This window comes from Sorangium sp. So ce726 (genome assembly GCF_051521405.1).
Lineage (GTDB): Bacteria > Myxococcota_A > Polyangia > Polyangiales > Polyangiaceae > Sorangium.
On record NZ_CP150349.1, the window covers coordinates 2965382 to 2992029 of the forward strand.

Here is a 26648-nt window from a genome sequence, read left to right on the forward strand (position 1 = left end):
GCTGTCAAGCACACCGGTGGCCCGGCGACCCGAACGGCTGGCCAACGGTAGAGGCTGTGGTTCGATGCGGCAGGAGTGAGGTGGCCGTGTCCGGTAGCGATACGGCCTTGTACGCTGGCGCAGGCGTTGCCGCGTCGGCACTGAAGCTGCTGATGCGTGCCTTCAAGGTAGGGGAATGAGCAACTGGAACACTCGCTCCAAGGCGGAGCAGGTCTCGCCGGGCGCTGCGGAGACCGAGGGCAAGGTGGAAGCGGCCGGAGAGCTCGCGACAACCGGCGTGACGCTGGACGAGATCGTCGAGACGACGGCGGCGGTGCTCCCGGAACGGCAGGCGCCGGCGATCGCCGCCGTCTCAATGTGCACGGCGCGCGTCGTATCGATGGAGGGCAAGACGCGGAGAGCGTCGATCCTCGCCCGGGGCGCCAACATGCCCGTGCTGGCCGAGATCGCACCCGATGTCGATCTCGAGGTGATCGAGGGCGCGCGCGCTAACGGCGACGCCGTGCTCGTCGAGATCTGCGAAGATGAGCCGCCGTTGATAATCGCCGCGCTCAGGACGCGGCGGCCGCGCGAGCTCCGCCTCCGCGGGGAGAAGATCTCGATCGAGGGCAGCAAGGAAGTGTTGCTCCGCTCGGGTTTCGGTGCGCTCCGAATCCAGGAGAGCGGCGATATCGAGCTGGTCGGCAGCACCGTCAACGTGGTGTCGCGGGGACTCTTCCGTCTCGTAGGGCGGCTCGTGCGGTTGAACTAGCCCATCGCCCTTCTGAGCTGCGCCTGGCCCGGCCATCAGGACAGGGCACTCGGCCATCAGGACAGGGCACCCGGCCATCAGGACAGGGCACTCGGCCATCAGGACACGCAGCCGGCCATCAGGACACGCAGCCGGCCATCAGGACACGCAGCCGGCCATCAGGACATCCCACCCCGACCCTTTTCCCTCCGGTGCACCTCGATCGCGTCCGGATCGTGCGTCTGCTCTGGACAGCGCTTCGAGCGGACTCATCTTCGCGTCTCCGCGCCGCGCCCGGAGAGGGCGAGGGACGCAGGAGGAGAGGTCGAGCAATCATCATGGCAAAGCAGGGGAAGGACTACGATCGGTGGGTCGAGGCTGCCGCCGAGCAGGGGCGGACCGATAACCCGCTGAGCCTGCCGTACGACGTCGCCGTGCGCGAGGCGGTCGCCGCCGCGGCGTTCGTGAAGAAGTACTGGGATCCGGACGGCGAGCGCCCAGGCCTCAAGCGCGTCAAGAATCGCCTGCCCGCTTCGAGCAGCGACGATCTGCTCTCCATCGTCCACGCCGTGCAGGAGGCGCAGACCCGGCTGCTCCTCATCGTGGACCCCGCCGTGGCCGACCTCGGAGAGCGCGCCAGGTTCGTGATCGATGAGCTCGAGTCGGCCCTCGAGTTCCTGCTCGACGATGACGTCGACGAGCCCGCCGACGCGCAGCTCGCGCGCATCAAGGAGTTTCACGCGCAGGACGGCCAGCGCTCCAGCGCCCTCTCCCAGGCGCTCCGCGATTACGCGGGGCTCGCGGTGTCGCTCGATGAACGCCTGGTCGAGGCAGACGAGGAGTTCGACGTCCGCCTCATCGTCGAGGCCAGGAAGCTCGCGGAAGACCTGCAACGGCGAGCGCTGGAGACGATCCCCGACGGCGACACCTCGGCCGCCGCGACCGCGATCCGCAATCAGCTCCTTCACCTCATGATCGAGCGCGTTGGCGCCATCCGGAAGACGGCGGCGCACGTCTTCCGCCGCCATCCGGAGATCGTCCGCGAGGTCACGAGCGCCTACGAGCGGCGCCGCCGCGCTGCAGCGCGGCGGGAAAAGGCCCGCAAGACCGCAGCGGGCAAGGCGGTTGACAACCGGCTGGGGGCAGCGCCTCCGCCTCCGCCCGCGGCGTCCGCGCCGCCGGTCGGCGCTCAGCCCGCGTAAGCCCCGCCATCCCCCGTCCGCGCCGCGCGCTCCTTTCGCATCTGCGGCGCGTCCGTCCTCCGTGACAACTTGACAACCACACCCGTTGGCCGGGCGCGCCTCCGCATCCATGCTCCCGCCCGCTTGCGCCCCGCCCGAGACCGGCGCAACGCTCCGGTTCATGCAGACCCGCGCGCGTCACTCGCCGCTCCCGCGCTCCACCGGGCCGATCCTGGCCGCCGTGGCCGTGGCCCTCTCGCTGTCCGGGCCGAAGCCCGCACCAGCAGCGCCGCCCGAGACCACGCCCTTGCCGCCGAAGTCCGCACCAGCCACGGCCCCGGCGCCCGCGTTAGCCGCGGCCCCGGCTTCCGCGCCCACCGCGCCTCAGTCCGCGGCCTCCCAGCCCCCGAAGCTCGACATCCCGTTCACCAAGTACACCCTCAAGAACGGCCTCACCGTGATCCTCCACGAGGACCGCGCCCTGCCGATGGTCGCCTTGAACCTCATGGTCAAGGTCGGCTCACGGTTCGAGGAACCCGGTCGCACCGGCTTCGCGCACCTGTTCGAGCACCTCATGTTCATGGGCACGCGCCGCGTCCCCACGAAGCAGTTCGACGCCTGGATGGAGGCCGAGGGCGGCTGGAACAACGCGTGGACCAGCGAGGACCGCACCGCCTACCACGAGGTGGCGCCGGCGCACGCGCTGCCGCTCCTGCTCTGGCTCGAGGCCGATCGGTTCGCGTCGCTCGCGGACAGCATGGACCTCCCGAAGCTCAACGCGCAGCGCGACGTCGTGCGGAACGAGCGCCGCCAGACGAGCGAGAACGAGCCCTACGGCAAGGTCGACCTCCTCATGCCCTCGCTGATGTACCCGCAGGGACACCCCTACCACCACCCCGTGATCGGCTCACACGAGGACCTCCAGGCCGCGACCGTCGACGACGTCACGACGTTCTTCCGGCGGTGGTACGTGCCGAACAACGTCTCCCTCGTCGTGGCCGGCGACTTCGATGCGCAGAAGACGCGCGATTACATCGAGCGGTTCTTCGGCGGCATCCCGGAGCGGCCCGTCCCCGCGGCGACCACGCCCTCGCCGGTGAAGCTGAGCGGCGTCGTGCGGAAGACGATCGAGGACAACGTGAACCTCCCCAAGGTGATCATGGCCTGGCACAGCCCCGCGCACTTCGCGCCGGGCGACGCTGAGCTCGATCTCCTCGCCACGGCGCTCGATCAGGGGAAGGCGAGCCGCCTCTACAAGGCCCTCGTTTACGACAAGCAGCTCGCCCAGGAGGTGAGCGCCGTGCAGCACTCCGGCGATCTCGGCTCGACGTTCACCGTCGAGGCGATCGCGCGGCCAGGCGTGCCGCTCGAGAAGGTCGAGGCCGCCATCGACGCCGAGCTCGCCAAGGTGCGGGACGCGAAGCTGAGCCGCGAGGAGCTCGATCGGGCCAAGAACCAGTACGAGACCGCCTTCGTGACGGCGCTCGAGTCGGTCGCCGGCCGGGCCTCGATGCTCAACCGGTACGAGACGTCGAAGGGCCAGCCCGGGTTCGTGGAGCAGGATCTGAAGCGCTACCGCGACGCGACCGCAGAGTCGCTGCAGGCGTACGCGAAGAGCACGCTGGATCCCGACGCCCGGGTGATCCTGCGGGTCGTGCCGAAGGGCAGCGAAGAGGCGAAGAAGGCGGTGACGAAATGAGAGCGACACACGCAGGCGCGATGATCGCGCTGGTCGCCGCGGCCCTCGGCTGCGAGCCGAGGACGCCGGCGCAGTCCGCAGCCCGGGCGGAGGCGCCGCGTCCGAGCGCCACGCCGGCGGCCGCGAAGCCCGCGGACCCGCTCGGGCCCAAGCCGGAGCTGCCGAAGCCGCAGCCGTTCACGCCGCCGGCGCCGGTGGTGCTCGACGGGCCGAACGGATCGAAGGTGTGGCTGCTCGAGCGCCACACGCTGCCGATCGTGTCCGTGTCCATCGGCGTCGCGTCGGGATCGGCGGACGATCCGAAGGGCGCGGCGGGGCTCGCGCACATCACCGCGGACATGCTCGACGAGGGCGCGGGGACGCGGAGCGCGGTGGAGCTGTCCAGCGCGATCAACGACCTCGGCGCGACGCTCTCGGTCGGGGCGCGCGCCGACGGCAGCGTCGCGACGCTCTCCGTGCTGAAGAAGAACTTCGACAAGGCGTTCTCGCTGCTCGCCGACGTGGTCGCGCGCCCGCGGTTCGAGGCGAAGGAGTGGAAGCGCGTCAGCGAGCTCTGGCAGAACGACCTCAGGAAGCGCGGAGACGACGCGACGCGGGTCTCGGGGCTGGTCTCGATGGCCGCGCTCTACGGGCCGGGCACGCCGTATGGGCACCCCGTCGACGGCCTGGTCGCGGACGCCAAGTCGATCGGGCTCCCGGCCGTGAAGGCGTTCTACAAGGCGGTGTGGCGCCCGGACCGCGCGGTGATCACCGTGGTCGGCGACATCACCCGGGACGAGCTGCAGCAGGCGCTCTCGCGCGATCTCGGGACCTGGTCAGCGAAGGGCGCCACGGCGAGCGCCGCGCCGGCCACGAAGGGCGCGCCGGCAGCGCAGGGCGCGGCGGCCGCGCCGGCGTGGAAGCCGCCGCGGCTGGTGCTCGTCGACCGCCCGGGGGCGCCGCAGTCGGTGATCGCGGCCGTGCGGGAGGGGGTCGCCGCGAGCGATCCTCGGCGGCCGCTGCTGCAGCTGATCAACTCCGCGCTCGGCGGCTCGTTCACGTCGCGCTTGAACCAGAACCTGCGCGAGGATCACGGCTGGTCCTACGGCGCCGCCTCGGCGTTCACCGAGACGAGGCTGCCGGGCGCCTTCGTGGCGCGGGCCTCCGTCGTCACCGAGGCGACAGGACCCGCCCTGAAGGAGATGCTCGCCGAGCTCGCCAAGATGGCAGACTCCGGGCTGACCCGGGACGAGCTGGCGAAGGTGCAGGCGCAGGACCGCGCGGAGCTCGTCTCTGCCTACGAGACCGTGAACCGCACCGCCCAGCGCCTCGGGACGCTGGCGCGGCTCAAGCTGCCGGAGACGTTCGATGGCGACGCCAGCAAGGCGCGGCAGAGCGCGACGCTGGCGAGCCTCGCGGAGCTCGCGAGGGCCGTGGATCCGAAGGGAGCGACCGTCGTGGTCGTCGGACCGCGGCAGGAGATCCTGCCGCAACTCCAGGCGATCGGCCTCGGCGAGCCGGAGGCGTGGGACGTCGAGGGGCAGCCGATCCCGCCGAAGAAGGAGCCCTGAGCGGCGCGCGTCCTCGGCGGGCGCTCCTCCCGCCGCGCGGGCAGCGGGAGGAGCGGGCGACAGGATCGCGCCCTCAGGGCGCGGTCGGCTTGAAGTCGATCGGGTTGCTGGGCGCGCCCTCGTGCAGGACGCCGTCGCCGAACCAGTAGACGAAGCGGGGCTCCTCCGCCCCGTCGAGGTAGGCCTCCAGCCGGACGATGGCGCCCGGGGTGGTGGCAAACGTCATCGCGTCGATGTCCGAGCCGGTCTCGGCGTGGAAATAGGCGACGCCGATGTCCACGAGGCGCGTCGCGTCCGTCTTTTCGATCTCGATCCCCGCCAGGTCGATGAGCTCGGACGAGGTGTCGACCGAGGCATAGAGATCGAAGCTACAGACGACCTTGGAGGTGTTGGTGTCGCAGGTCGTCCAGAGCGTCCACGTCCCGCCCTCCGTGTACTCGACGAAGATGCCGACGCCCTCGCCCGGCTCGGTGCTCAGGGTGGCGTCCGTGTCGAGGGCGACGAGCCGCACGTCGTCCGCGGGCGGCGGGGGAACGCTTTCGTCGTCGCCGTCGTCCCAGTCATCGTGGACGTGATGGCCATCGTGGTCGCCATCCTCGTCGACGATGATGCAACCGGTCGAGGCGAGGGGCGCAGCGACGAGAAGGAACGACCACAGCCCCAGTGAACGACGCTTCACAAAGTCAGCGGAAAGAGTCATCGGATCTGCTCCTGCTCGTGGACGTCGCAAGACGTGGACCAAGCGCTACCTCGACCGCGGGCGACCGGACGTCGGCGCCGTCTTCCCCGGAGCCGGGCCTGATGGGATGTGGATCCTGGGGCGCGCCGGGGACGACGGCGCGCTCGGGAGCGCGCGCGGCTTCGCGATCGGCTGCGGCGCCGGCGTCGCCTGCGGCAGCGGCCGCGGCGCCGTGGCCGACGGCGATCGGTGCGGGAGGGCACGCGTGGCGGCCGGCGGCTCCGGGGCGGGGACGGGCGACGGCGGCGTGACCGTCGGCCGCGAGGGCCGGTGCGATGGGCTCGCGCCGGTGCGGGGCAGCGCGCCCGCATCGGAGACGCCCCGCGCCGGGAGGCCGGGCCTGGCGACCGGGGCCGGAGCGCCGCCGTCGGGCGCTCCCCGCGGGTGCAGCGGCGTGCGCAGCGAGGGCGCTGCGCGACGGTCGTCGCCTGCGGGCGACGCCAGACGGCGCGCCGGCGGGGGCGCGAGGCGCGCGCTCGGCGTCGTGCTCCGGCGCGAGTAAGCGAGGGCGCGAGGATCCGGCCTGTCGCGGTGTCTCGGCGCGGCCGAGGAGGGAACGCCGGCCTCCGCGAGCGACGGTGACGCCGGGCGGTAGCCGCCAGGACGGATGCCGTGGGGCGGGCTCGAGCGGCCCCCGCCCCCATCGCCGCCCGGGCGGACGTCGGCGCGCCCGGGCCTGCCCGCGGTCGGCCGCGCCGGCCTGTAGGTGTGCGAGTGCGCGGCGACGCGCCGGACGACCTCGCGATCGCGGATGACGTGCGTGTGGACGTGGCGGTGGAACACGTGCGTCGTCGGGCAGAAGACGTACGCCGCAGGGGGGACGGTCCAGAGCGAGACCGCGACGCCGCTGCTCCAGTAGTAGGTGGGCGGCATCGGGGCCCAGCCGACGTAGCCGGCGTCACCGACGCGCCAGACGACCCACGCCGGGGCATACGTGCGCCCCGGGATCCAGGCCCAGCCGTGGGAGGAGATCCAGACCCAGCGGCCATAGTGGAAGGGGATGTGGCCCCATGTGTAGTCGCTGACCCAGAGCCACTCGCCGTCGTCGGTCAGCGCCCAGTGGCCCGCGGTCTGGTAGGGCGCGAAATCGGAGCCAACCACGACCGCGGAAGGCACCCAGACCGTGCCGTAGCCTGGGGTGTCGATCCAGGTGCCGTACGCGGCGAGCGGCTGCTGGAACTCGACCAGGGCGCTCGGGTCGGTGTCTTCGTACTCGTCCGCCTCGATCTCGGCGCTCACGCGGACATCGACCTGGACCGGCGGGGCCTCGGCGGGCTGGGCGGCGGCGCTCGCGGGCGCGGCGATGAGCGCGGCGAGCAGCGGCAGGGCGCCGCCGAGCCGGCGGATCCGGGCCCCGGGGATGCCCGGCGCCGCGGGTGCAGGGCGCCAGGGGGAAGCGGACAGCAGGAAAGGCATCGGCAGCATGATGGGTCCTTCTGGAGGGGGGTGCCAGGGAGAGGTCGGGCTGGCCTCGGGCGCCCTCAGATCTCTTCAGACGTCCCTGCGCGCCCGACGTTGCACATTGCAGGCCACCATCCGGAACATCGCGCTGGCGTGCCATGCGTCGCGGTGCCCGACCGAGGTTGAGGCGTCGGGGCGTCCGACCGAGGTTGAGGCAGCGGTGCCCGACCGAGGTTGAGGCGTCGAGGTTGAGGCGTCGGGGCGCCCGACCGAGGTTGAGGTGTCGGCGGAGATGTCGGCGCCCGACCGAGGTTGAGGTGTCGGCGGAGATGTCGGCGCCCGACCGAGGTTGAGGTGTCGGCGCCCGACCGAGGTTGAGGCAGCGGCGCGCGCCCTCGCCGGGGGCTCCTCCCGCCGTGCGGGCAGCGGGAGGAGCGGCGGGATCGCGCCTTCAGGGTGCGGTCGGCTTGAAGTCGAGCGGGTTGCTGGGCGCGCCCTGGTGCAGGACGCCGTTGCCGAACCAGTAGACGAAGCGAGGCTGCAGGACCCCGTCGACGTAGGCCTCCAGCCGGATGATGGCGCCCTGGGTCGTGGTGAACTCCATCGCGTCGATGTCCGAGCCGGTCTCGGCGTGGAGATGCGCGACGCCATCGCTCACGAGGCGCGTCGAGTCCTTGGTCTCGAGCTCGATCCCCACGATGTCGAACAGCTGGGACGACGTGTCCACCGAGACATAGAGATCGAAGCTGCAGATGACCTTGGAGGTGTTGGTGTCGCAGGTCGTCCAGAGCTTCCACGTACCGCCGGTCGTGTACTCGATGAAGATGCCGATGCCCTCGCCCGGCGGGCTGCTCAGGACCGCGCCCGTGTCGATGGCGACGAGCCGGGGTTCGCCCGCACGTGCACGCGGCGGAGGGACGCGGCTGTTCCCCTCGTCCTCGTCGCCGTTGTGCAGCGGGGGTTCATCGCGACGGGCATTCTCGTCGTCGGCGAGAACGCAGCCGCCCGAGCCGAGGGGCGCAGCGACGAGCAGGAACGACCACAGCCCCAGTGAACGACGCTTCGTAAAGTCGGCGGAAGCAGTCATCGGTTCTTCTCCTGCGCGCGGACGTCGCAATACGTAGACCACGCGTCACCTCGACTGCGGGCGGCCGGATGCAGGCGCCGGCGCTGCCTTCTCCGCAGCCGGGCTTGACGGGAGGTGAATCCTGGGGCGCGCCGGCGATGACGGCGCGCTCGGGAGCGCGGGCGGCTTCGCGACCGTCGCGCTCGGCTGCGGCGGCGGTGTCGCCTGTCGCACCGGCCGCGGCGCCGAGACCGACGGCGCGCGATGCGGGACCGCGTGCGACGTGGTCGGCGTGGCACCGACGCGCGGCGCGGCGGCAGCGGGCGGCGCCGTGAAGACATGCGGCGTGGCACCGACGCGCGGCGCAGCGGCAGCGGGCGGCGCCGTGAAGACATGCGGAGTGGCACCGACGCGCGGCGCGGCGGCAGCGGGCGGCGCCGTGAAGACATGCGGCGTGGCGCCGATGCGTGGCGCGGCGGCAGCGGGCGGCGCGGCGATGACGTGCGGCGTGGCGCCGACGCGCGGCGCGGCGGCAGCCGGCGGCGCCGTGATGACGTGCGGCGTGGCGCCGACGCGCGGCTCCTGCTGGAAGCCCCGCGGCTCCGGCGTCGGGGCAGGAGACGCGGGTCTCCTCGGGGCGCGCAGCGTCGGCGCCTGGGGCCGGTCGCCGCCCGAGGGCGCAGGGGGCGCCGAGAGACGCGGCACCGGCGCGGGCGCGACGTGCGCGTTCGGCGTCGCCGCTTTGCGCGAATAGGCAAGAGCGCGCGGGTCCGGCCTGCCGCGGAACCTCGGCGCGTCCGAAGACGGAATGCCGATCTCGACGAGCGACGGCGACGCCGGGCGATAGCTGCCAGCACGGATCCCATGCGACGAGCTCGAACGCTCCGCCCCATCAGGGCGGGTCCAGCTGCGCTCGGGCCTGCCCGCGGTCGGCAGCGCCGGCCTGTAGGTGCGCGAGCGCCTGGTGATGCGCCGGATCTCATCGCGATCGCGGACGACATGCATGTCGACGTGATCGTGGAATACGTACGTCGTCGGGCAGAAGACATACGCCTCAGCGGGAACGTGCCTCAGCGAGACCGCGACGCCGTTGCGCCAGGAGTAGGTGGGCGGCATCGCGCTCCAGCCGACGTAGCCGTCACCGCCGACGCGCCAGACGACCCACGCCGGGGCGTACGCGCGCCCAGGGATCCACGCCCAGCCGTGGCCGGTCGTCCAGATCCAGCGGCCATAGTGGAAGGGGATGTGACCCCACGCGTAGTCGCTGACCCACAGCCACTCGCCTTCGTCGGTCAGCGCCCAGCGCCCGTCGGTCTGGTAGGGCGCGAAATTGAGGCCAACCTCGGACCAGGAAGGCACCCAGACCGTGCCGTAGCTCGGATCGTCGACCCACGTGCCGTAGGGGGCGAGCGGCCGGTAGAACTCGATCAGGGCGCTCGGATCGGTGTCCTCGTAGTACTCGTTCGCCTCGATCGGCGTCTGCGCGCCCACGCGAACCTCGACCTGGACCGGCGGGGTCGCGGCGGGCTGTGAAGGAAAGGTCTCGTAAGCGCCGTACGGGGCGTAGCTCGCGCCCTGCGGAGTACCCTCGGCGGCGGCGCACGCGGGCGCGGCAAGGAGCGCGGCGGCCAGCGGCAGCGCGCCCCCGAGCCGGCGGAGCCGCGCCCCGAGGAGGCGCGGCGCCGCGGTCGACGAGCGCGAAAGGGAAGCGAACAGCGGAAAATACATCGATACCATGCGGGTCCTTCTGGAGAGAGGTGCCAGGGAGAGGTCAGGCTGGCCTCGGGGGTCCCGAGACCTCTTCGGCCGCCCTTGGACGTCCCTGGGTGCTCGATCGTTGCAGCCGCACTGCAAACGATGTTCCGCATCGCCCGCGCCGGCGCTCCACGCGGCCTGGCCCGGCAGCGCTCGCTCGATCGAAGCCGTGAGCGGCGCTCTTCAGTCGAGGTCGCTGTCGTCGAGCGCCGGCGTCTCGTCCCCCGGGGGCGACGCTCTCCCGGGCAGCGCCGGCGGCCTCGGAAGGAGCGACAGCCGCGCGTGCGCGTCGGCCAGCTTGCGGTCGGCCTCGCGCAGGCGCCGGTTCAGCACCCGGATCACGGCGTCCGCGATCTCGGCCGTCTCCCGCACCGCCTCGTGGAAATCCTCGGCAGAGACGCGGAGCAGCTCCGCGTCCTCGGTCACCACCGCGGTCGAGGCCCTCGGCTCGCTGTCGAAGAGCGACATCTCGCCGAACACGTCGTTCGCGCCGAGGCGCGCGATCTCGCGGCCGTCCAGGGTGAGGCTCACCTCGCCCGAGATGATCGAGTAGAGCGCGCCGCCAGGCTCGCCCTGGCGGAAGATGACGTCGCCCTGGGCCAGCGACACCACGAGCGAGCCGCGCGCCAGCGCCACCAGATCGTCGCCGGCCACGCGGGAGAAGAGCGGAACGCGCTGCAGGAACAAGACCTTCTCGATCGTCGTGTACATCTCGTCCTCGGGATCGATGCCGGTGCCGCCGGTGACCGCCCAGTATCGTGCGTAACGGGCCACCGCGGGATCCTCATCGGCCCGCAGCGCGTCCAGCCGCTCGCGGGCGCCCGGCGGCGACGTGACGGCGACCGCGATGGCGGCCGCCTCGCGGACCAGCGGGTCCGGATCGTAGGTCGCGGCGAGCGCGTCCCCGAAGGCGCCGGAGATGGAATTCCGGGCGACGGCGTCGAGCGCGAGCGCGGCGCTGTAGGGGTCGCCGCGCACGATCTCGTGGCGGATCCAGGAGATGACCCCGGCTTCCGGCGGTACGGGCCTCCGCGGGAACGCGGCCGACAGCTCGAGCAGGCGCTCGACGAGGGAGACGAGGCGCTCGCGCAGCGGGCGGTCGAGGAGCGACTCCAGCACCTCGAACGCGTTGGCCCGCAGCGCGGGATCCGGGCCGAAGACGTGGGTGCGCACGAGGGCGACGACCTCGCGCGGGTAGGCGAGCTCGCACAGCCGGAGCACGCGGATGAGCCCCTTCCGCAGGCGGCGGAGCAGGTGTTGATCGAGCAGGGCGCCGGCGACGCGGGGGCGCACCGCGATGTACGCCTCGCGCGTGCGGACGTGCTCCACCGTCTCGTCGTCGATGCAGGCGCGGATCACGCGGAGAGGCGCCGGCGGCGCGCGCAGCGCGAGGCGCAGGCGCGACGCCGACGCGAGCACCTTCTGGCGGAGGGCCTCGTTCGGGTGGTCGATCCGGGCGAGCAGCACGTCGAGCGCGTCGTGGCTGCAGAGCCGCGCGAGCACCCGCGGGATCGCGAGCCGCACGGCCCGCGGGGTACCGTCGTCGCCGAGGCGCGCCGCGAGCTCCGGGATGGCGTCGTCGCCGAGCGCCTCGATGGCCCGGGCCGCGGCCGGCGCGAGGGCGTGCTCGGCGAGCGCGTCCGCGAGCAGGGGGAGCAGGCGCGGGTCGGCGACGCTCGACGAGGAGCGCACGGCCGCGCGCCGCACCGCGGGGTCGGGATCGCCGATGAGCCGCGCGAGCGCGCGCTGGAGCGACGCGTGGCCGATCAGGCCGAGGATCCGGGCGGCGGCGACGCGATCGCGGGGCGACGGGCTGTCGAGCAGCGCGCGCAGCCGCGGCGCGCCCTCGAGCATGCCGTCGAGGCCGCAGTAGCGCAGGAGCGCGGCGATCGCGGCGGCCCGGAGCTCCTCGCCGCCGGTCGCGTCCGCGGCGGCGCGGGGCGCGGCGCTCTCCCGAGCGAGCGCGAGCAGCTCGTCGTGGGCGTCCTCCCGCAGCAGCGCGGCGAGCGCGTCGACGGCGGCGACCCGGACGTCGGTGTTCCGGTCGTGGATCGCCGCGCGCGCGATGCTGGCGCCCTCCTCGTGCTCGAGCTCGGCCGCGAGGCGCACAGCGAGCGCGCGCACCCTGGCCGAGCCGTGGCGCGCGAGCGCGGGCACGGCCTCGCGCACGAGGGGCGGGTCGAGCTGCTGGAGCTGTTCAACCGCGAAGAGCACCTGCATCATGGCGCGGCTGTAGAGCGCCTCCTTGAGGATCGCGCGCGTCTGGGGGCCGTACGCGACGCTGTCCGGCTCGATCTGGCGGCGCATCAAGGTCCGGCGCATGGCGTCGAAGTAGCCGCGCCGCACGAGCGGGAGGAGGGTGATGCACGCGACGCAGAGCGGGAGGGAGTAGACGCCGATCCACGCGGCCTCCTCGACGAGCGCGGGGCCCGTCGCGGCGGTGGGCGCCACGGCGAGCAGGATCAGCGCGCCGAGCCCGTAGCCGAGGGGCTTGGCGATCGCGGAGACGAGCGTCCGCACCCGCTCCCGCAGCGCCGGCTGGAACGGGAAGAACAGCAGCTGCATCGTCGCGTCGTAGATCGTGAGCTGCAGCGCGTTGTCGCTCAGCTTGAGGATCGCGCCCCAGGCGAGCGACGGCGCCGCGAGCAGCGCGACGGTGCTCGCGGTGAACGCGGCCGGCATGGCGAGCAGCCCGCCGAGCACGCCGTGGCGCCGGAGGACCCGGGGGGTCGCGATGAGCTGCACGAGGAGGCCGACCACGCCGACGGCGGCGTAGAGGAACCCCATGAACCGGGTGAGGTCGTCGACGTGGGGGTAGGCCGTGAGGGCGATCGCCTTGAACTGGTAGTCGCCGATCGTGAGGACCGTGAAGAGGAGGAAGGTCAGGAGCGCGACGGTGAGGGCGTAGCGCGATCGCCACACTTCCATGCGCGGAAGGCGGGCCTGGATGAGCTCTTCGTCGCCGGACGGGGGCCGCCCGAGCGGGTGGCGCCGCGCCAGCGCGCTCGTGAGCGCGGCCATGGCGAGGAGCGCCGCGATGAGCACGAACATGAGGTTCTCGGTGCCGATCCACCGGACGACGGCGCCCGTCGCGAGGCCGCAGGCGACGGTGCCGACGACGCGCCCGCTGCCGATCAGGCCGAAGAGGCGCTTGGCGCTGCGCGGGTCGTGCAGGTCCTGGGCGACGGCCCAGACGAGGACGGCGGTGAAGTTCGCGATGATCTCGGACCAGATGTAGAAGACCAGGTAGGCGGCGCGCACCTCCTGGCCGATGAGGACGCGCAGCAGCGCGAACGTGGCGGCGCCGAAGAGGGCGAAGGCGACGCACAGCTGGGCGCGCGGCAGGTGGCGGGCGATGCGGTCGTAGACGAGCGCGGCGACGGCGGAGGCGACGCCGTACACGATCCACATCGGCGCGATCCAGGTGACGGGGAACCTGGTGAGGAAGAGCGCGTCGCGCGCGGAACGGCCGACGACGAAGAGGAGGGCGGCCAGGAAGAGCAGGCAGAAGAGCAGCGCGGTCCGGTGCAGCTCGACGCGGGTGAGGGGGACGCCGAGGACGGCGGTGTCGGCGTCAGGAGCGGCGCCGCTCGGCTGCAGCCGGCTGGGCCGGCTCGAGGCCGGGCGCACCGACGGGGTGGCGCCGGACGCTGGGGACGCGGGCGTGCCCTCCGGGCGCGCGCTGGGCTGCCCTGCGCGCGCCGTCTCCGGCGCCGTGGCGCGCTCCTTCGCGCTCGGCCCTGCCTTCGAGCCCGGCTCTGGGGGAGCGGCGTCGGTCGAGTCCACCTTCCTCAAGCTAGCCGAGCTCTCTCGAAGAGCGCGTGTTTCGGGCCACGCAGCTCGCCCGTCGGCGCGATGGCGCCGCGCGGCGGTCCGATCACCCTGCTGCTCCGCGGCGTCGATGCCAACTTGTCAGGAACGGACGGCGACCATGGCCAGCTCGTCATGCAGCGCGCCTGCAGCGCGCCTCCGAGGTGAGCGTCGAGGACGCCTCCAAGGACGCCTCCGACGGGACCGCAGGGGCCTCTGAGGGCGCTTTCGACGCGGCCTCCGGCTTGGGCGCACGCGGGCGCACGACCGTTTTCCCCGCCGTTCGAAGGGCTGTGCGAGGCATTTGCGGCGTGGTACGAGCTGTGCTGAAAGGACGCGCCCATGGACTCAACAAGGTATCCCGTGCGGCTCCGGCCGCGAGGGCGGCGGCACCTCCCCCGGCTGTGCGCGGTGGCCCTCGCGGCGGTGGCGCTCGCCGGAGGCGCGCGACAGGCCGGCGCGACGGTGACCATCAGCACCGACGTGAAGCGCACCGAGACGCAGCGGCCAGACGCGCAGTACCCGCTCTGGATCAGCCGCGAGGACTGCCTGACGAACAACGATCTCGAGTTCACGCTCACGCTGAGCGGCTTCTCGACCAGCAATACGCTCGCCGTCTGGGTCAGCGAGTCGCTGGACTGCCTTGCGTATTCGAACCGCGACACCGGCACGCGGTGCAAGCAGGTGTCGGCCGAGTCCAACCTGGATGACACGATGGTCGTCAAGGTGTCGGCGAAGGCGATCGCGGAGGCCCTCGGCGCGGAGGGCTGCGACAGCACGAGGGCCAGCACCGGCGCGGTCCCCCTGAACATCTACTTCCTGCGGCTCGAATCCTCGGACCAGGACAATCCGGATCACGCCAAGTGGGATACCAGCAAGATGGACCTCCAGGGCCCGAAGCCGCCGACCGGCGTGGCGGCGCACCCCGGGGATGGTCGTCTCCTCGTCGACTATAAGCAGAACGAGGACGAGGACGTGCAGGGCTACTACCTCTACTGCGATGATGGGGGGCAGTCCGCTGCAGCTTCGAGCGGGGCAGCCGGAGGCGGCGACGGCGCAGGGGGATCCAGCGCCGGCGGCGGAGCCGCCGGAGGCAGCGACGGCGCAGGGGGATCCAGTACTGGCGGCGGCGCAGCCGGAGGCGGCGACGGCACAGGGGGAGCCGGCGGCAGCGGCGGCGCAACGAGCGGCGGCAGCGCCGGGTGCCAGTCGTCGCTCCTGGTTCCAGGGGAGATCCCGGACGCCAAGTACCGGTGCGGCAGCGTGGGGAGGGCCAGCCGTGGCGAGGCCACGGATCTCGACAACGGCACGTCGTATGTCGTCGGCGTCGCGGCCTATGACCTGGTGGGCAATGCCGGGCCGCTGTCGGCGCTCTCCTGTGCGACCGCGACCGACGTCGACGGGTTCTTCGAGCAGTACCGGGACGCCGGCGGGCAAGCCGGTGGGGGCTTTTGCAGCATCGAAGGGCCGGTTGGGGCGGGCCGGTGGGCCGCTGCGCCGCTCGCCGCCGTAGCGGCAGGCGCGGCGCTCGGGTTGTTGCGCAGGAGCCGTCGTCGTCGACGCCACGCGCACGCGCACGCGTGTTCCTTCACGCAGGAGAGCGAATGAGCTGTCATCTCCGTCATCAGGCGGCCGCCTTCCTCGCCGGGAGCGCGGCGCTCCTCACCGCCTCCGTCGCAGGCGCGCAATCGAGCTACGGGATGGGCGATTGGCGGCAGCACGATCGCTCGAGGATCCAGCGAGAGGAGCGTTATGCGTCTCCTCAGAGCTTCGCGTTCGAGCTCCGTTTCGCCCCGTACTCTCCCCAGGTCGACGAGGAGTTCTCCGGCGCGGGCCCCTACGGGAAGACCTTCGGCGACGGCCAGAATTTCTATTTCGGGGTCGAGGTCGACTGGCTGCCGCTCCGGATCCCGTATGTCGGCGCGATCGGCCCAGGGTTCGGCTGGGGGTACACGTCGGCGTCGGCGAAGGCCTTCGTGGCGGGCAGCGACGACAGGGCCGAGGCAGAGGAGACCTCGCTCACCATCATGCCGATGCACCTGTCCGCCGTCCTCCGCGCCGACGAGCTGATGCGCAAGACGGGCGTCCCGATCGTGCCTTACGCGAAGGTGGGCCTGGGAATGGGGTTATGGAGCACGACGTCGGGCCCTGTCACGCCGGTGCCCGATGGCGTCCGGGGCGAGGGCATCACGTGGGGCACGCACCTCGCGTTCGGCGGGATGCTCGCGCTCAACTGGCTGGACCGCCGTTCGGCCTCCCAGCTCGATGAGACGACGGGCATCAACCACACGTACCTGTTCGGCGAGTGGATGTTCGCGAACCTCGACGGGCTAGGCTCGCGCCCGCAGATGCACGTCGGCACCTCGACGTGGATCCTGGGGCTGGCCTTCGACATGTGAGGCGCGGCGCCGCGCGATGGACGCGCGGCGCCGGTACGCGCTTCACGGCGCGCTGCCGTCGAGCGGCGCGCCGCCGTCATCTTCCTCGATCACCGTCGTTCCCCGCGGCCGGGCGGTCGTCGCGCGGCGCGGGGGGCTGTCGCTCGCGAAGGCCTCGACGGTCTCCTTGGACGGGGCCCCGAAGATGGGCATGACGAGCTCGCGCGCGGCGCCCTCGCGCTCGTACGCGATCTTGAGCTCGCTGGCGCTGGCCAGGGCGCGGTAGGCCGCGAACAGGTCGTCCGGACGCTCCAGGGTCGTGCCGTTGACCTGGGTGACGACGTCGCCGGTCTTGAGCTCGATGCTGCTCCAGTCCGCGGGCAGCGCGAGGATCTTCCAGCCGATGAATGCGCCCGCCCGGACGACCTCCTCGACCGGCACGCGCCGCAGGATCCAGGGCGGCCCCTGCAGCAGCACCCGGTCGACGTCGGCGCGGGCGAGCTGCCCGGCGGGCACCGCCTGCGTGGGCGGTGTCGCGCTCTGCGCGCGCGGCGCCGGACCCGCTGCCGGGGCGGCCGTCTGCGGCCCGCCGCACCCTGCGAGGACGGACAAGGAGAGGCATGCGCCGAGCAGGAGTCTTACGGGCGTCGACATCGGCGGGACTATGCGCAGCGGACCCGAGGAGGCCAAGTTCGATGCGCGCGGCGGGGGCGATGGCGACGCGAGCGGCGATCCAGCTGAGCCGCAGGGCCGGGGCCACCGGGCTCCGGGGCCGCCGGGCCTGCGAGGGGCGAGGATCGTCGGAGAGGGTCGGGGAGGCGGGATTTGAACCCGCGACAACGAGCACCCAAAGCTCGTGCACTACCGGACTGTGCGACTCCCCGGGCAGAGCGCGTCCGCGAGCGGGACCATAGACGAGGCGCCCTGCCGGGGCAAGACAGGTCGCATCGATGGTCGACCGCGTCGACCGCGTCGACCGCATCGAGTGCGCCGAGCGCGTCGAGCGCCCGGCGTCGGCCGAACGAGCGCCCGGCGTCGGCGAGGCGTCGGCCGCGCGGCGCCCGCGTGGCTTTTCAGGTGCGCCGCCTCATGAAAGGCGCTGAGATGAGGGCGCAGTATGAGCGGGACGGTAGCGTCGCTGTCGGTCCATCACCTGGCCGTGGTCGTGCGCGACCTGGCGCGGGCCGAAGCGTTCTACGCTGGCGTCCTCGGATTGCCGGTGGTGCGGCGCTGGACGGACGAGGCCGGAGCGCCTCGGTCGGTGTGGCTGGAGCTCGGGGGCGGCGCCTTTCTGGCCGTGGAGCGGGCGGGCGCCGCCGGGCCGATGCGCGCGGACGAGGCGCCAGGCTGGCACTGCGTCGCCCTGGGGATCGCGCCGTCCGAGCGGGAGACATGGCGCCGCCGGCTGGCCGCGGGGGGCGTGATCGTCGAGCGGGAGAGCGCCTACACGATGTACGCGCGCGATCCCGACGGGAACCTGGTGGCGCTCAGCCACTACCCGCAGGCGGGGCCGGGCTGAGGGCGCGGACCGTGTGCAGTGAGCGTGGAGCGCCGTGGTGAGATGATGGAAGGTCGGGCGGCGCGACAGGGAGCTGGAAGCTGCTCGAGGGCCTGCGCGTCGAAGAGGAACGAACGAGCCGGAGGGTTTCAAGATGCCGCGTTCAACGTCCGATTCCATGTCGCCTGATGTGCCCGTGTCGCTCGTGTTCCCCTGCGGGGCGATCGGGCTCGTGGGGGGCTGGCTCACGGCCGACGTTCTCGAGATGGACGAGCTCGTGCCCCGCTTCCTGCTCGCGGGTGTTACCCCGATCGTCGCCGCGCTGCTGGGCCACTACCTGACGCCGCGGATCGGGGGCGTCAGGGGCGATGGATCGACGGCGTTCGGCGCGGGCGAGGCGCCGGTGGACGGCGCGCCGTGGGTCGACGCGCCGGGGAAGTGGACCCGGCGGGGGCCGTTCATGGCGGGCATGCTGGCGCTGTGGGCCATCGTGGTGGCCGGCGTCGTGAACGGGATGACCATCGGGCTCGTGGCGGGGCCGGCAGGGATGATCATCGGCGCGGCTTTCGGCGCCGTGTTCGCGCTGCCGTTCGTTCCGGCGCTCGCGGTGGTGCTGATCGCGGCGAACCGCGTCGGGCGGGCGCGCGCCGGCTCGATCGTGGCGCTCTCGGATCGGCGGGCGGTGTGGGCGGCGACGGCGGCGGTGATCGCGGTGGCGCTGCAGCTGGGGTCGGGGCTGGCGGGGGCGGCGGCGCCCGACGCGGGGCGCCTCGTGGCGGTGATGGGGTTCGCCGTGATGGCGGGGCTGTGCGCGCTGGACGCGCTGGAGATCGCGAGGGTGCTGAAGCTGCCGCGGGAGCGGAGCGGGGCGGGGGACGAGGTCGCGGAACGGATCGCAGCGGAGATCGAGGCGGGGGCGACGGGGGCCGGAGAGGACGGCGGGGCGAGCGGCGTTGCGCGGGCCGGGGGGAAGGGGACGGGGGAGAGGATCGATCTCGGCCTCGGGGACGAGGTGCAGGTCGACGTGGTGAGGCCGACCCACGCGTACCGCGGGGCGCAGCAGATCGCCCGGGTGGTGCTGGGGAACCGCGAGCGCGCCGTCGCGGCGCTGCGGGCAGGGCTGATGCGGGGCGCGGGCGCGCTGGTGATCGGGGCGGCGCTCTGGGGCGAGGTGTGGATGTGATCGATGCGCGCGGAGGGCGGCGGAAGGCGGAAGAGCGCGGGCTTTCGGCCAGCGGAGGAGCGCGGGCCGGCGAGGCGCGGCGGAAGAGCGGGCTGGACGAGGGCGTGGCGGGGGATCTGGCTTGATGCGTGCGGCGAGGTGTGCCAGGGTCCGGCGCCCGTAGCGGCTGTTGCCCCTGCCCCCGTAGCTCAGTGGATAGAGCAGCGGTTTCCTAAACCGAAGGTCGCAAGTTCAATTCTTGCCGGGGGTGCCGAAGGATTTCGGGCACTTACGAGAATGAGCCCACGTGCCATGGGCCGATTGTGGGCTGCTCGATCTGCCCATGGCCCGCCGCGGCGGTGAGGTGCTTCTTCCAGCGACGCGGCGCCTTCGTTGCCTGCCGTCGCTCTCCTCGCGGGCCCAGCGGGAACCGCTACGCCTGGGAGGACCCGATCGCCGAGGTGCAGCGCGCGTCGCCGTGGCGCTCGAGCGCGTGTTGCCGCCGCCTTCGAGCCGGCGGAGCAAGCCAGGGGGCGGCCTGACGAGCGAGCTGCGCCTGCAGGCGCGCACCGAAGTCGCGCTTTCACCGGGGTGTTCGTCGATCCAGTCGATCACGTCGTTCGTATCGTGAGCGCATTGCTCGTCGCGGAGGATGTGGCCGTCGCCTTCGGGGTAATACGCATCGGCGACGTCGGGCAGAGCGACGAACGTCATGCAGCTGTGGTTTTCGGAGACGAAGCCGAGCAGCTTGCCGCGACGGACATCGAACGCGCCCATCCAGGTCAGCATGCCGAGCCGATCGCGACCCCGAATGCGGCAGGCCCTCGCGTCCTCGCCCAGGCAGCGGATCGGAAATCACCTACCTGAACCCGACAGCGGCCAGCTGGCGATTGCGATTGCGATTGCGGAGACGCTGACCCGCTCGGGGCGGCGGATGTCATCGTCATCGACTCACGGGTGTCCGTCCTGACGATTTCCTGGTTGACACCAAGCGCGCCCCCCACGTTACATTGCGGACAGCTCTGAGTGTGTGTGCGAGGTCATTGGGAGACCTCGCCGAGGGGGTAGTCCTTTCTCTGGGAGGCGGGGCTGGTTTGGCTACGCACCACGCTGCAGCCGCGATTGGCGAGACGCTCGCGAAGCTCCTTGAGGGCGCAGCCCTCCAGAGCTCCGAGACGTTTCAGCGTGCGCCATTCACATTCGTGCGTGACCTCCGCAGCCCGCCGGCGCAGGGCGCGACGGTGTACCTCTACCGCGTGTCTGTTAGCCCGTCTCGGCACAACTTTCAGGCACGCACGAACGCCCAGGGGCAGCGATTCCGCGCGCCGCTGCCGATCGACTTCCATTACCTGGTGACGGCCTGGGGGCGCGACGCGCGGGAGCAGAGCGCCCTGCTCGTGTGGGTGATGCGGCAGCTCGAAGACCTCGGCCCGCTCCGCGCTGCAGTGCTGAACCACCATTATGGCACCACCGCAGCCCCGTTTCATGAAGACGAAGAGGTGCAGGTCACGTTCGAGCCGCTGACCCTCCAGGACCACGTGAACGTCTGGGAGGTCGCCAAGGCGAGCATGCAGACCTCCGCGGCCTATGTCGCGCGCGCGGTGCCCATCGACACCACCGAGACCGAATCGCGGCACGGCCCGGTGCAAACCAGGGAGTTTGTCGCAGGGCCGCAGGTGTCGCCGTGACGGCCGACGTGGTGACCCGCGTCGCCCCGCTTGGCCTGCGCTTCTGGGATGAGGTGAATCGCGATCTCGTGCGCGACGGGCTCGCCGTCTCAGCGTGGCCCGAGTCGCTGCCCTCGCGCCCTCGGTCCGCCAGCGTGAATGCTTCGGGGGTGTGGGCCCTCCACGATCTCGCCCTCATGGCTGCGTTCGAGCGAGGCGCGGGCGACGCGAGGTATTGGGAGGCGGTAGCGTCGGGAGCCGACCCCGCGCTCTCCCCGCGCAGGCCCTTCGTCGTCGAGGTGCGCGACACCGCCAGGCGCTTTTTGCCCGTGCGGCTGCGCGTCACGCTGCCCGTGCGGGGGCTCTATGACTGGCCTGCGGCGGCGGGGCTCGCGGCCGAGGCGCGCGCCCTCTCCGCGGGGGCGCCGCCCGGGGTGATCCCGCTGCCGGTCGCGCCCTCGCGCTCGGTGCGCGCGCTCGCGGTGGTGCGCGCCGAGCTTGCGGTCGACGGCGATGAGCCCGCGGCCAGCGCCCTCGTCGAGGTGTTCGCCTCGGGGCGCCTCGTGGGGCGCGGTATGTCGGACGAGCGCGGCCGCGTGGCCGTGATCTTCCCGTATCCCGACACGCTCGTCGTGTCGTCGGGCTCTCCGCTCGGGTCGCCTTCGGCGGGCGCGAGCCCGTCCGAATGGCGCTGGAACATCGAGGTGGTGGTGCGCTACGCGCCGGCGGTCGCCGGCGCACGCCGCGCCGATGCGCCCGAGCTCGCCGCGGTGTTCGCGCAGCCGCCCGCCACGGCGCTCCTCCGGCTGAGCCCTGAGGAGCCCTTGAGAGACTTCGAGTTACGCCACAGGGACGAGCAGGTGCTGCGCACCGAAGGCGCCTCCGACGGGCGGCTCTGGATTCGAACCGTGATCTGACCATTCATCGACGAGGGAGAAGAATAGATGCCCGAGTACCTGTCACCCGGTGTCTATGTCGAAGAGACATCGTTCCGGTCGAAGTCGATCGAGGGCGTGAGCACCTCGACCGCGGGCTTCGTCGGCCCCTCGCGTTATGGGCCGCTCGACCTCGTCCCCGAGATCGTCACCAGCCTGGGCGAGTTCGAGCGCATCTACGGCGACGGCCAGAAGCTCGACTTTGGCGGCGACGAGCGGCACAACTTCCTCTGGCACGCGGCGAGGGCGTTCTTCGCCGAGGGCGGCCGGCGGCTTTACGTCTCCCGCATCTTCAGGCCCAGGTCCACGACCGACGACGGCATCGCGCATGCCACCCTCGCCGCGGGCAGCCCCGTCGACGACGATCTCACCATCCGCGCGCGGTACCCCGGATCGGGCGGCAACGTCCGCGTTCGGCTCACGCTGCGCGCCGGGCAGAACGTGCGCACCGGCAGCGGCGCCGACGCGCGCCTGCGCGGCGCCACCGACCGCGACGTGGTGCTCCTGTGGCAGGACGCAAGCGCGCCCCTCTCCCCGGGCCAGAGCCCCTTCTATGTCGCCCGCCGCAGCGCCGACGGGGTGTGGGCGTTCACGCGCGACGGCGAGCGCGGGGCTGGCGAGATCCTGCTCACGTCGCTGACCGCGACGAGCGACGTGCGGCTGGCCACCGTGAGCGTCCAGGTGTCGTACGGCACCGGGGCCGACGAGACCTGGGACGGCCTCGCCCTCGACCCCTCGCACCAGCGCGACGGGGCGGCAGACTCGCTCACCTCGCGCTTCGGCTTCGATTCCGACGACCCGTCGCCGCTGCGCGCGCTGCCTATCGTCATCACCGCAGGGGCTGCGCTCGATCACGGCGTCGGCATCATCGAGGCCCTGATCAACAGCAACCTCGGCCTCTCCTCCGCGCTGGCGGCGGCCGCCTCCGTGACCACATACGTCAACGCGCTTGCCGACAACGGCGCGCTCGAGGTCACCCTCGAGGGCGGTAACGATGGCGCGCTGCCCGAGCCCGGAGAGTACGAGGGCGTCGAGAACGCTGCCAACGCGCGCAAGACGGGGCTCAAGCAGTTCGAGGACCTGGACGACATCTCCATCGTGGCAGCGCCGGGGTCCTCGTTTGGCACCGACTCGGACGTCGCCGCGACCATCGCAGGCCACCTGGTCACGCACGCGGCGACCATGCGTTACCGCATCGCGGTGCTCGACAGCATGAACAACCAGGCGATCGGCGCCGTGCGCGCGTACCGTGCGCGCTTCGACTCGACCTACGCAGCGCTCTACTACCCCTGGGTCAAGGTGCTCGACCCGATCACGCGGGCGCCCATCGCGCTCCCGCCGAGCGGGTTCGTCACCGGCATCTACGCGCGCAACGACGTCGAGCGCGCTGTGTACAAGGCCCCCGCCAACGAGGTGGTTCGCCTCGCGCTCGGCTTCGAGGTCACCCTCAACAAGAGCCAGCAGGACGTGCTCAACCCCGAGGGCGTCAACTGCTTTCGCTTCTTCGAGGGCCGCGGCAACCGGCTCTGGGGCGCTCGCACGATCAGCTCGGACCCGGAGTGGAAGTACGTCAATCTCCGGCGCTACTTCGCCTACCTCGAGCACTCGATCGACAAGGGCACGCAGTGGGCCGTGTTCGAGCCGAACGGCGAGCGGCTCTGGGCCAACGTGCGGCGCACCATCGAGGACTTCCTCTTCAACGAGTACCAGAACGGCGCGCTCCTCGGCGACCGGCCCGAGCGCGCGTTCTTCGTGAAGTGCGACCGGTCGACCATGACCCAGAACGACCTCGATAACGGGCGGCTCGTGTGCCTCATCGGCGTGGCGCCGCTCAGGCCCGCGGAGTTCGTGATCTTTCGCATCGGGCAGTGGACGGGCGACCGCAAGGTCTGATGCCAGCTCGCAACGGAGGGAGTGAGATCCATGCCAGTGCAGCGTGAACGACCGTACATGCAGTTCAACTTCCTCGTGGACCTCGGCACGGGCACCGACGGGCCTGACGCCGCGTTCCAGGAGGTGAGCAACCTCGGCACCGAGTTCGCCGTGGCCGAGTACCGCGCGGGCAACGACAAGGAAAACAACGTCCGGAAGTACACTGGCCTCAACAAGGCCACGGACGTGACCCTCAAGCGCGGCATCGTGGGGTACCGGTCGTTCTACGACTGGGTCGAGCAGGTGCGCCGCGGCGACAAGGAGGCCGTCCGCCCGTCCATCACCATCAGCCTCCAGAACGAGGCCCACGAGACCGTGATGACCTGGACCCTCAAGAACGCCAGGATCATCAAGTATGTCTCGGGGCCCTTCAACGCCAAGGGCGGCGATGTGGCGATGGAAGAGATGACCCTCGCCTACGAACAGCTCGTGCTGGAGTCCTGACCCGAGGATGAGCTCCCGCGCGCCCCGACGTCTGCCCGGCGTACGCTTCGAAGCGCCGCCTCCCCGCCCGGGCGCGTTACCGCGCATGGACGTGGCGGCGTTCGTGGGCTTCGCGGCGTCGGGGCCGCGCGACCTCCCCGTGCTCATCGAAGACCCGCGGCGCTTCGCCGACCTGTTCGGCGACGACCTCGAGCTCGCGTGGGACGGCCGTCGCGGTGAGGTCGTGACGTCACGCCTCGGCGCGGCCGTGCGCGACTTCTTCCGCAATGGGGGCCAGCGCTGCTGGGTGGTGCGCGTCGCAGGCGCTCAGGCCGTCACCAACCAGTTTGTGGTGCCGGGGCTCATCGACACGAACAACCCCGCGGGCCCAGGGATCACCCTCCAGGCGCGTTCGCCGGGGAGCTGGTCCGACCGGGTGGTCGTGGGCGCCTCGCTCGAGGCCACCGCGCTGCGCCCGGACCCCGCCCACGCCCCGGGGACGGCCTCATGGCTCGCTGCCATCGCCGCCTCCACGCCCCGCCTCGCGCTCGTGGTCGACGCGGCGTCGGGCGTCTCCGCGGGTGACCTCGTGCGCGTCACCGTCTCGCACTGGCCCGGCGCCACGTCGAGCTGGGAGGCGTGGCTCTTCGTCGATCGCATCGAGGAAGACCGCAGCGCGGCCAGGGGCTCGCGCAGGATCGAGATCGTGGGCGCCACGCCCGCGCGGTGGCTCACCCGCCTCGCGACCGCGAGCGGCGACGCGCCCACGACAACCACCCTCTCCGGCGCCCCGGCGGAGCTGCCGTCCGGCGCCGTGGTGCGCATCGACCGCATCGAGATGGAGCTCAGGGTGCGTATTGAAGGCGAGGAGCGCTTCAGGCTCGGTGGTCTCGGGTTCCACCGCGCGCACCCGCGGTGGTGGGAGGCGCTCCCGCGCGATCTCGACTTGCTCCAGCGGGATGATCCGTGGCCTTTCGAACATCATGCCACCTTTCGCCGCGAGCTCCTCGCGCCGAGGTTCCCGCTCGCATCGAGCCGCCCGTGTGATGTCGGCGCGACGGACACGGCCGCTCTCCCCCTCGCCATGGGGCCGTGGCCGACGTACGGCGCCCCCCTCGAGCACGCCGCACCAGCGCTCACACGCGATGGCCTCGCGCGCTTCGACGCCGCCATCTTCGTCGCTCAGGGCCTCGCGGACCTCCTGCCCCATCAGGTGGCGATCGAGGCCGAACACGTGCTCCGCGTGCACAACCGCGCGCAAGGCGCACCGTTTCAGGGCGTGCACGCGGTCTGGGCGGTTGACGAGGTGACGCTGATCGCGGCGCCTGACGCGGCTCACCGCGGCTGGGAAGCCGCTTCCGCGCCCGACGACCTCGCGCTCGGCTTCGACGTCGCGGCGCCCAGCGAGCCGCCCGTCGTCGCGCGCTGCGGCTGCGACGACAGCCGATTGCCGACCCCGCCGCGATGCCCCCCTGAAGAGGCCCCCGCTGGCGCGTTCGGCCCGTCCGATCGCGGGCCCGCCGCCCCCCAGAATTTCACGGTCGAGCCGCGCGAGGGCCCGCCCGAAGGTCCGGTCGCGCTCCCTGTCGGCGCGCGCGCGTTCACCCTGCGCTGGACGCATACCGAGGGTGCGACGTATGTGGTGCGGGAGAGCACCACGCTCGAGCGTGGGAGCGGGGAGATCCGCCTCCACGACCCGATCGTCCTGTACGAGGGACCCGGCGCGGGGGTCGATGCGACAGCCCACGTGCGCGCTCTCCCCGTATTCGGGCGCTCGCCGGGCATATGGCACTATCAGGTGCGGGCCGTGGTCGATGGCGTCGCAGGGCGCTGGTCGAGCATCGTCTCCGTGAGGGTGACAACCCCCGAACGCGCGCTCCTGAGCGACGTCGACGACGGGGGGAACGGGCTCGTGCGGGTGCAGCGCGTGCTCCTGAGGATGTGCGCGGCGCGCGGCGACGTGCTGGCTGTGCTCTCGTTGCCCGAGCGCTTCCGCGAGGCGGAGGCGATCGAGCACGCGGCGCGGCTGCGCTCCTACGACGACCCCGCTGACCGCGCCGGGCTCCCTCCCGAAGCGCTGAGCTACGGCATGCTCGTCCACCCCTGGCCCGTCGTGCTCGAGCCCACGCACCGGGGGAACGCCCGGCGCACACCGCCCGACGGCGCCGCGTGCGGCGTGCTGGCCTCGCGCGCGATCCGCCGGGGAGCGTGGATCTCCCCTGCGAACGAGGCCCTGGCCGACGTGGTTGCCCTCTCGCCCGCGCTCTCCCCGTCGCGATGGGAGGCCCTCCTCGACGCGCGGGTCAATGTCCTTCGCCAGGAGGCGCGCGGGTTCGTGGCGCTCGGCGCAGATACGCTCTCCGACGATCCCGACCTCGTGTCGGTGACCGCCCGGAGGCTCCTCTGCTTCCTGCGCCGCGTAGCGCTCCAGAAGGGCGCAGAGTACGTGTTCGAGCCGCACGACGACTTCTTTCGCCGAGAGGTGATCGGCTCGTTCGAACGGCTGTTCTCCGAGCTCTTTCGCGCTGGCGCCTTCGCGGGGCGGACCCCCGAGAGCTCGTACCAGGTGCGGGCGGACACGACGCTCAACCCGCCAGCGGCCGTCAATCAAGGGCGCTTCGTGATCGAGCTCAAGGTCGCGCCGTCGATCCCCCTGAGCTTCATCACTGTACGACTCACGCAGCGCGGCGACGTCACCGCGGTCGCGGAGGTGCGCTGACGC

20 protein-coding genes and 2 tRNA genes are annotated in these 26648 nt (G+C 72.2%); 15 read left to right on the top strand and 7 right to left on the bottom strand.

Features of this window, described 5'->3' with window-relative positions; all coding sequences use genetic code 11:
- The first annotated feature begins 175 nt into the window (after window positions 1-175).
- The 4 genes from WME79_RS11310 (at window position 176) to WME79_RS11325 (ending at window position 5160) form a co-directional block, all read left to right on the top strand.
- Window positions 176-751, top strand: a complete 576-nt coding sequence (locus WME79_RS11310) for a hypothetical protein (protein ID WP_437534768.1) — start codon at window positions 176-178, stop codon at window positions 749-751.
- A gap of 317 nt (window positions 752-1068) precedes the next feature.
- The gene (locus WME79_RS11315) at window positions 1069-1932 is read left to right on the top strand and encodes a hypothetical protein (RefSeq protein ID WP_437534769.1); all 864 of its coding nucleotides are present in this window, start codon (window positions 1069-1071) and stop codon (window positions 1930-1932) included.
- Between the two features lie 160 nt (window positions 1933-2092).
- Entirely contained in the window at window positions 2093-3610 is a 1518-nt protein-coding gene (locus WME79_RS11320; protein ID WP_437534770.1) for a M16 family metallopeptidase, read from the top strand.
- On the top strand, window positions 3607-5160 hold the full coding sequence (locus WME79_RS11325; RefSeq protein WP_437534771.1) for a M16 family metallopeptidase: 1554 nt from the start codon (window positions 3607-3609) through the stop codon (window positions 5158-5160). Before WME79_RS11320 ends, WME79_RS11325 begins: the two co-directional genes overlap by 4 nt.
- 73 nt (window positions 5161-5233) lie before the next feature.
- On the opposite strand, the gene WME79_RS11330 is transcribed toward WME79_RS11325, so the two are convergent.
- The 5 genes from WME79_RS11330 to WME79_RS11350 all read right to left on the bottom strand — a co-directional run bounded on the left by WME79_RS11330 (window position 5234) and on the right by WME79_RS11350 (window position 13907).
- Window positions 5234-5860: a hypothetical protein gene (locus WME79_RS11330; RefSeq protein ID WP_437534773.1), complete on the bottom strand. Its 627-nt coding sequence runs from the start codon at window positions 5858-5860 to the stop codon at window positions 5234-5236.
- A 45-nt stretch (window positions 5861-5905) separates the two neighbouring features.
- Window positions 5906-7324 carry a DUF6600 domain-containing protein gene (locus WME79_RS11335; protein WP_437534774.1) on the bottom strand — a complete coding sequence of 473 codons (1419 nt, stop codon included), beginning with the start codon at window positions 7322-7324 and terminating at the stop codon, window positions 5906-5908.
- Between the two features lie 427 nt (window positions 7325-7751).
- Complete coding sequence (locus tag WME79_RS11340) at window positions 7752-8387, bottom strand: hypothetical protein (RefSeq protein ID WP_437534775.1); 636 nt, start codon at window positions 8385-8387, stop codon at window positions 7752-7754.
- A gap of 45 nt (window positions 8388-8432) precedes the next feature.
- Window positions 8433-10103 carry a DUF6600 domain-containing protein gene (locus tag WME79_RS11345; RefSeq protein WP_437534777.1) on the bottom strand — a complete coding sequence of 557 codons (1671 nt, stop codon included), beginning with the start codon at window positions 10101-10103 and terminating at the stop codon, window positions 8433-8435.
- Window positions 10104-10304: 201 nt separating this feature from the next.
- On the bottom strand, window positions 10305-13907 hold the full coding sequence (locus WME79_RS11350) for a HEAT repeat domain-containing protein (protein WP_437539822.1): 3603 nt from the start codon (window positions 13905-13907) through the stop codon (window positions 10305-10307).
- Window positions 13908-14273: 366 nt separating this feature from the next.
- Between WME79_RS11350 and WME79_RS11355 the strand changes: the two genes are divergently transcribed.
- Together WME79_RS11355 and WME79_RS11360 are read left to right on the top strand one after the other, a co-directional pair.
- Window positions 14274-15539: a hypothetical protein gene (locus WME79_RS11355; RefSeq protein WP_437534778.1), complete on the top strand. Its 1266-nt coding sequence runs from the start codon at window positions 14274-14276 to the stop codon at window positions 15537-15539.
- The gene (locus WME79_RS11360; RefSeq protein WP_437534780.1) at window positions 15536-16330 is read left to right on the top strand and encodes an MXAN_2562 family outer membrane beta-barrel protein; all 795 of its coding nucleotides are present in this window, start codon (window positions 15536-15538) and stop codon (window positions 16328-16330) included. Before WME79_RS11355 ends, WME79_RS11360 begins: the two co-directional genes overlap by 4 nt.
- Window positions 16331-16372: 42 nt before the next feature.
- Here WME79_RS11360 and WME79_RS11365 read toward each other — a convergent pair whose 3' ends face one another.
- Both WME79_RS11365 and WME79_RS11370 read right to left on the bottom strand, forming a co-directional pair.
- A complete protein-coding gene (locus WME79_RS11365) occupies window positions 16373-16921 on the bottom strand; it encodes a serine protease (RefSeq protein ID WP_437534782.1) in 549 nt (182 codons plus the stop codon).
- Between the two features lie 198 nt (window positions 16922-17119).
- A tRNA-Pro gene (locus WME79_RS11370) sits at window positions 17120-17193 on the bottom strand.
- 233 nt (window positions 17194-17426) lie between these two features.
- On the opposite strand from WME79_RS11370, the gene WME79_RS11375 reads away from it, so the two are divergent.
- The 9 genes from WME79_RS11375 to WME79_RS11415 all read left to right on the top strand — a co-directional run bounded on the left by WME79_RS11375 (window position 17427) and on the right by WME79_RS11415 (window position 26645).
- Entirely contained in the window at window positions 17427-17828 is a 402-nt protein-coding gene (locus tag WME79_RS11375; protein WP_437534783.1) for a VOC family protein, read from the top strand.
- Window positions 17829-17985: 157 nt separating this feature from the next.
- Window positions 17986-18990 carry a hypothetical protein gene (locus tag WME79_RS11380; protein ID WP_437534784.1) on the top strand — a complete coding sequence of 335 codons (1005 nt, stop codon included), beginning with the start codon at window positions 17986-17988 and terminating at the stop codon, window positions 18988-18990.
- Between the two features lie 177 nt (window positions 18991-19167).
- Window positions 19168-19240: transfer RNA gene (locus tag WME79_RS11385), tRNA-Arg, on the top strand.
- 356 nt (window positions 19241-19596) lie between these two features.
- Window positions 19597-19836: a hypothetical protein gene (locus WME79_RS11390; protein WP_437534785.1), complete on the top strand. Its 240-nt coding sequence runs from the start codon at window positions 19597-19599 to the stop codon at window positions 19834-19836.
- A 161-nt stretch (window positions 19837-19997) separates the two neighbouring features.
- Complete coding sequence (locus tag WME79_RS11395) at window positions 19998-20657, top strand: DUF4255 domain-containing protein (protein ID WP_437534786.1); 660 nt, start codon at window positions 19998-20000, stop codon at window positions 20655-20657.
- Window positions 20654-21553, top strand: a complete 900-nt coding sequence (locus WME79_RS11400) for a hypothetical protein (protein ID WP_437534788.1) — start codon at window positions 20654-20656, stop codon at window positions 21551-21553. The genes WME79_RS11395 and WME79_RS11400 overlap by 4 nt, the downstream gene beginning before the upstream one ends.
- 27 nt (window positions 21554-21580) lie before the next feature.
- Window positions 21581-23464, top strand: a complete 1884-nt coding sequence (locus WME79_RS11405; RefSeq protein ID WP_437534789.1) for a phage tail sheath family protein — start codon at window positions 21581-21583, stop codon at window positions 23462-23464.
- A gap of 30 nt (window positions 23465-23494) precedes the next feature.
- Window positions 23495-23947: a phage tail protein gene (locus WME79_RS11410; protein WP_437299152.1), complete on the top strand. Its 453-nt coding sequence runs from the start codon at window positions 23495-23497 to the stop codon at window positions 23945-23947.
- A gap of 85 nt (window positions 23948-24032) precedes the next feature.
- On the top strand, window positions 24033-26645 hold the full coding sequence (locus tag WME79_RS11415) for a hypothetical protein (RefSeq protein ID WP_437534790.1): 2613 nt from the start codon (window positions 24033-24035) through the stop codon (window positions 26643-26645).
- The last annotated feature ends 3 nt before the right edge of the window (window positions 26646-26648 follow it).

Coding starts and splice junctions, on each gene's coding strand:
- WME79_RS11375 (WP_437534783.1), top strand. CDS start 17,427: ATGAGCGGGACGGTAGCGTCGCTGTCGGTCCATCACCTGGCCGTGGTC.
- WME79_RS11380 (WP_437534784.1), top strand. CDS start 17,986: ATGTCGCCTGATGTGCCCGTGTCGCTCGTGTTCCCCTGCGGGGCGATC.
- WME79_RS11340 (WP_437534775.1), bottom strand. CDS start 8,387: ATGACTGCTTCCGCCGACTTTACGAAGCGTCGTTCACTGGGGCTGTGG.
- WME79_RS11320 (WP_437534770.1), top strand. CDS start 2,093: ATGCAGACCCGCGCGCGTCACTCGCCGCTCCCGCGCTCCACCGGGCCG.
- WME79_RS11335 (WP_437534774.1), bottom strand. CDS start 7,324: ATGCTGCCGATGCCTTTCCTGCTGTCCGCTTCCCCCTGGCGCCCTGCA.
- WME79_RS11315 (WP_437534769.1), top strand. CDS start 1,069: ATGGCAAAGCAGGGGAAGGACTACGATCGGTGGGTCGAGGCTGCCGCC.
- WME79_RS11330 (WP_437534773.1), bottom strand. CDS start 5,860: ATGACTCTTTCCGCTGACTTTGTGAAGCGTCGTTCACTGGGGCTGTGG.
- WME79_RS11415 (WP_437534790.1), top strand. CDS start 24,033: ATGGACGTGGCGGCGTTCGTGGGCTTCGCGGCGTCGGGGCCGCGCGAC.
- WME79_RS11360 (WP_437534780.1), top strand. CDS start 15,536: ATGAGCTGTCATCTCCGTCATCAGGCGGCCGCCTTCCTCGCCGGGAGC.
- WME79_RS11310 (WP_437534768.1), top strand. CDS start 176: ATGAGCAACTGGAACACTCGCTCCAAGGCGGAGCAGGTCTCGCCGGGC.
- WME79_RS11345 (WP_437534777.1), bottom strand. CDS start 10,103: ATGGTATCGATGTATTTTCCGCTGTTCGCTTCCCTTTCGCGCTCGTCG.
- WME79_RS11325 (WP_437534771.1), top strand. CDS start 3,607: ATGAGAGCGACACACGCAGGCGCGATGATCGCGCTGGTCGCCGCGGCC.
- WME79_RS11410 (WP_437299152.1), top strand. CDS start 23,495: ATGCCAGTGCAGCGTGAACGACCGTACATGCAGTTCAACTTCCTCGTG.
- WME79_RS11405 (WP_437534789.1), top strand. CDS start 21,581: ATGCCCGAGTACCTGTCACCCGGTGTCTATGTCGAAGAGACATCGTTC.
- WME79_RS11355 (WP_437534778.1), top strand. CDS start 14,274: ATGGACTCAACAAGGTATCCCGTGCGGCTCCGGCCGCGAGGGCGGCGG.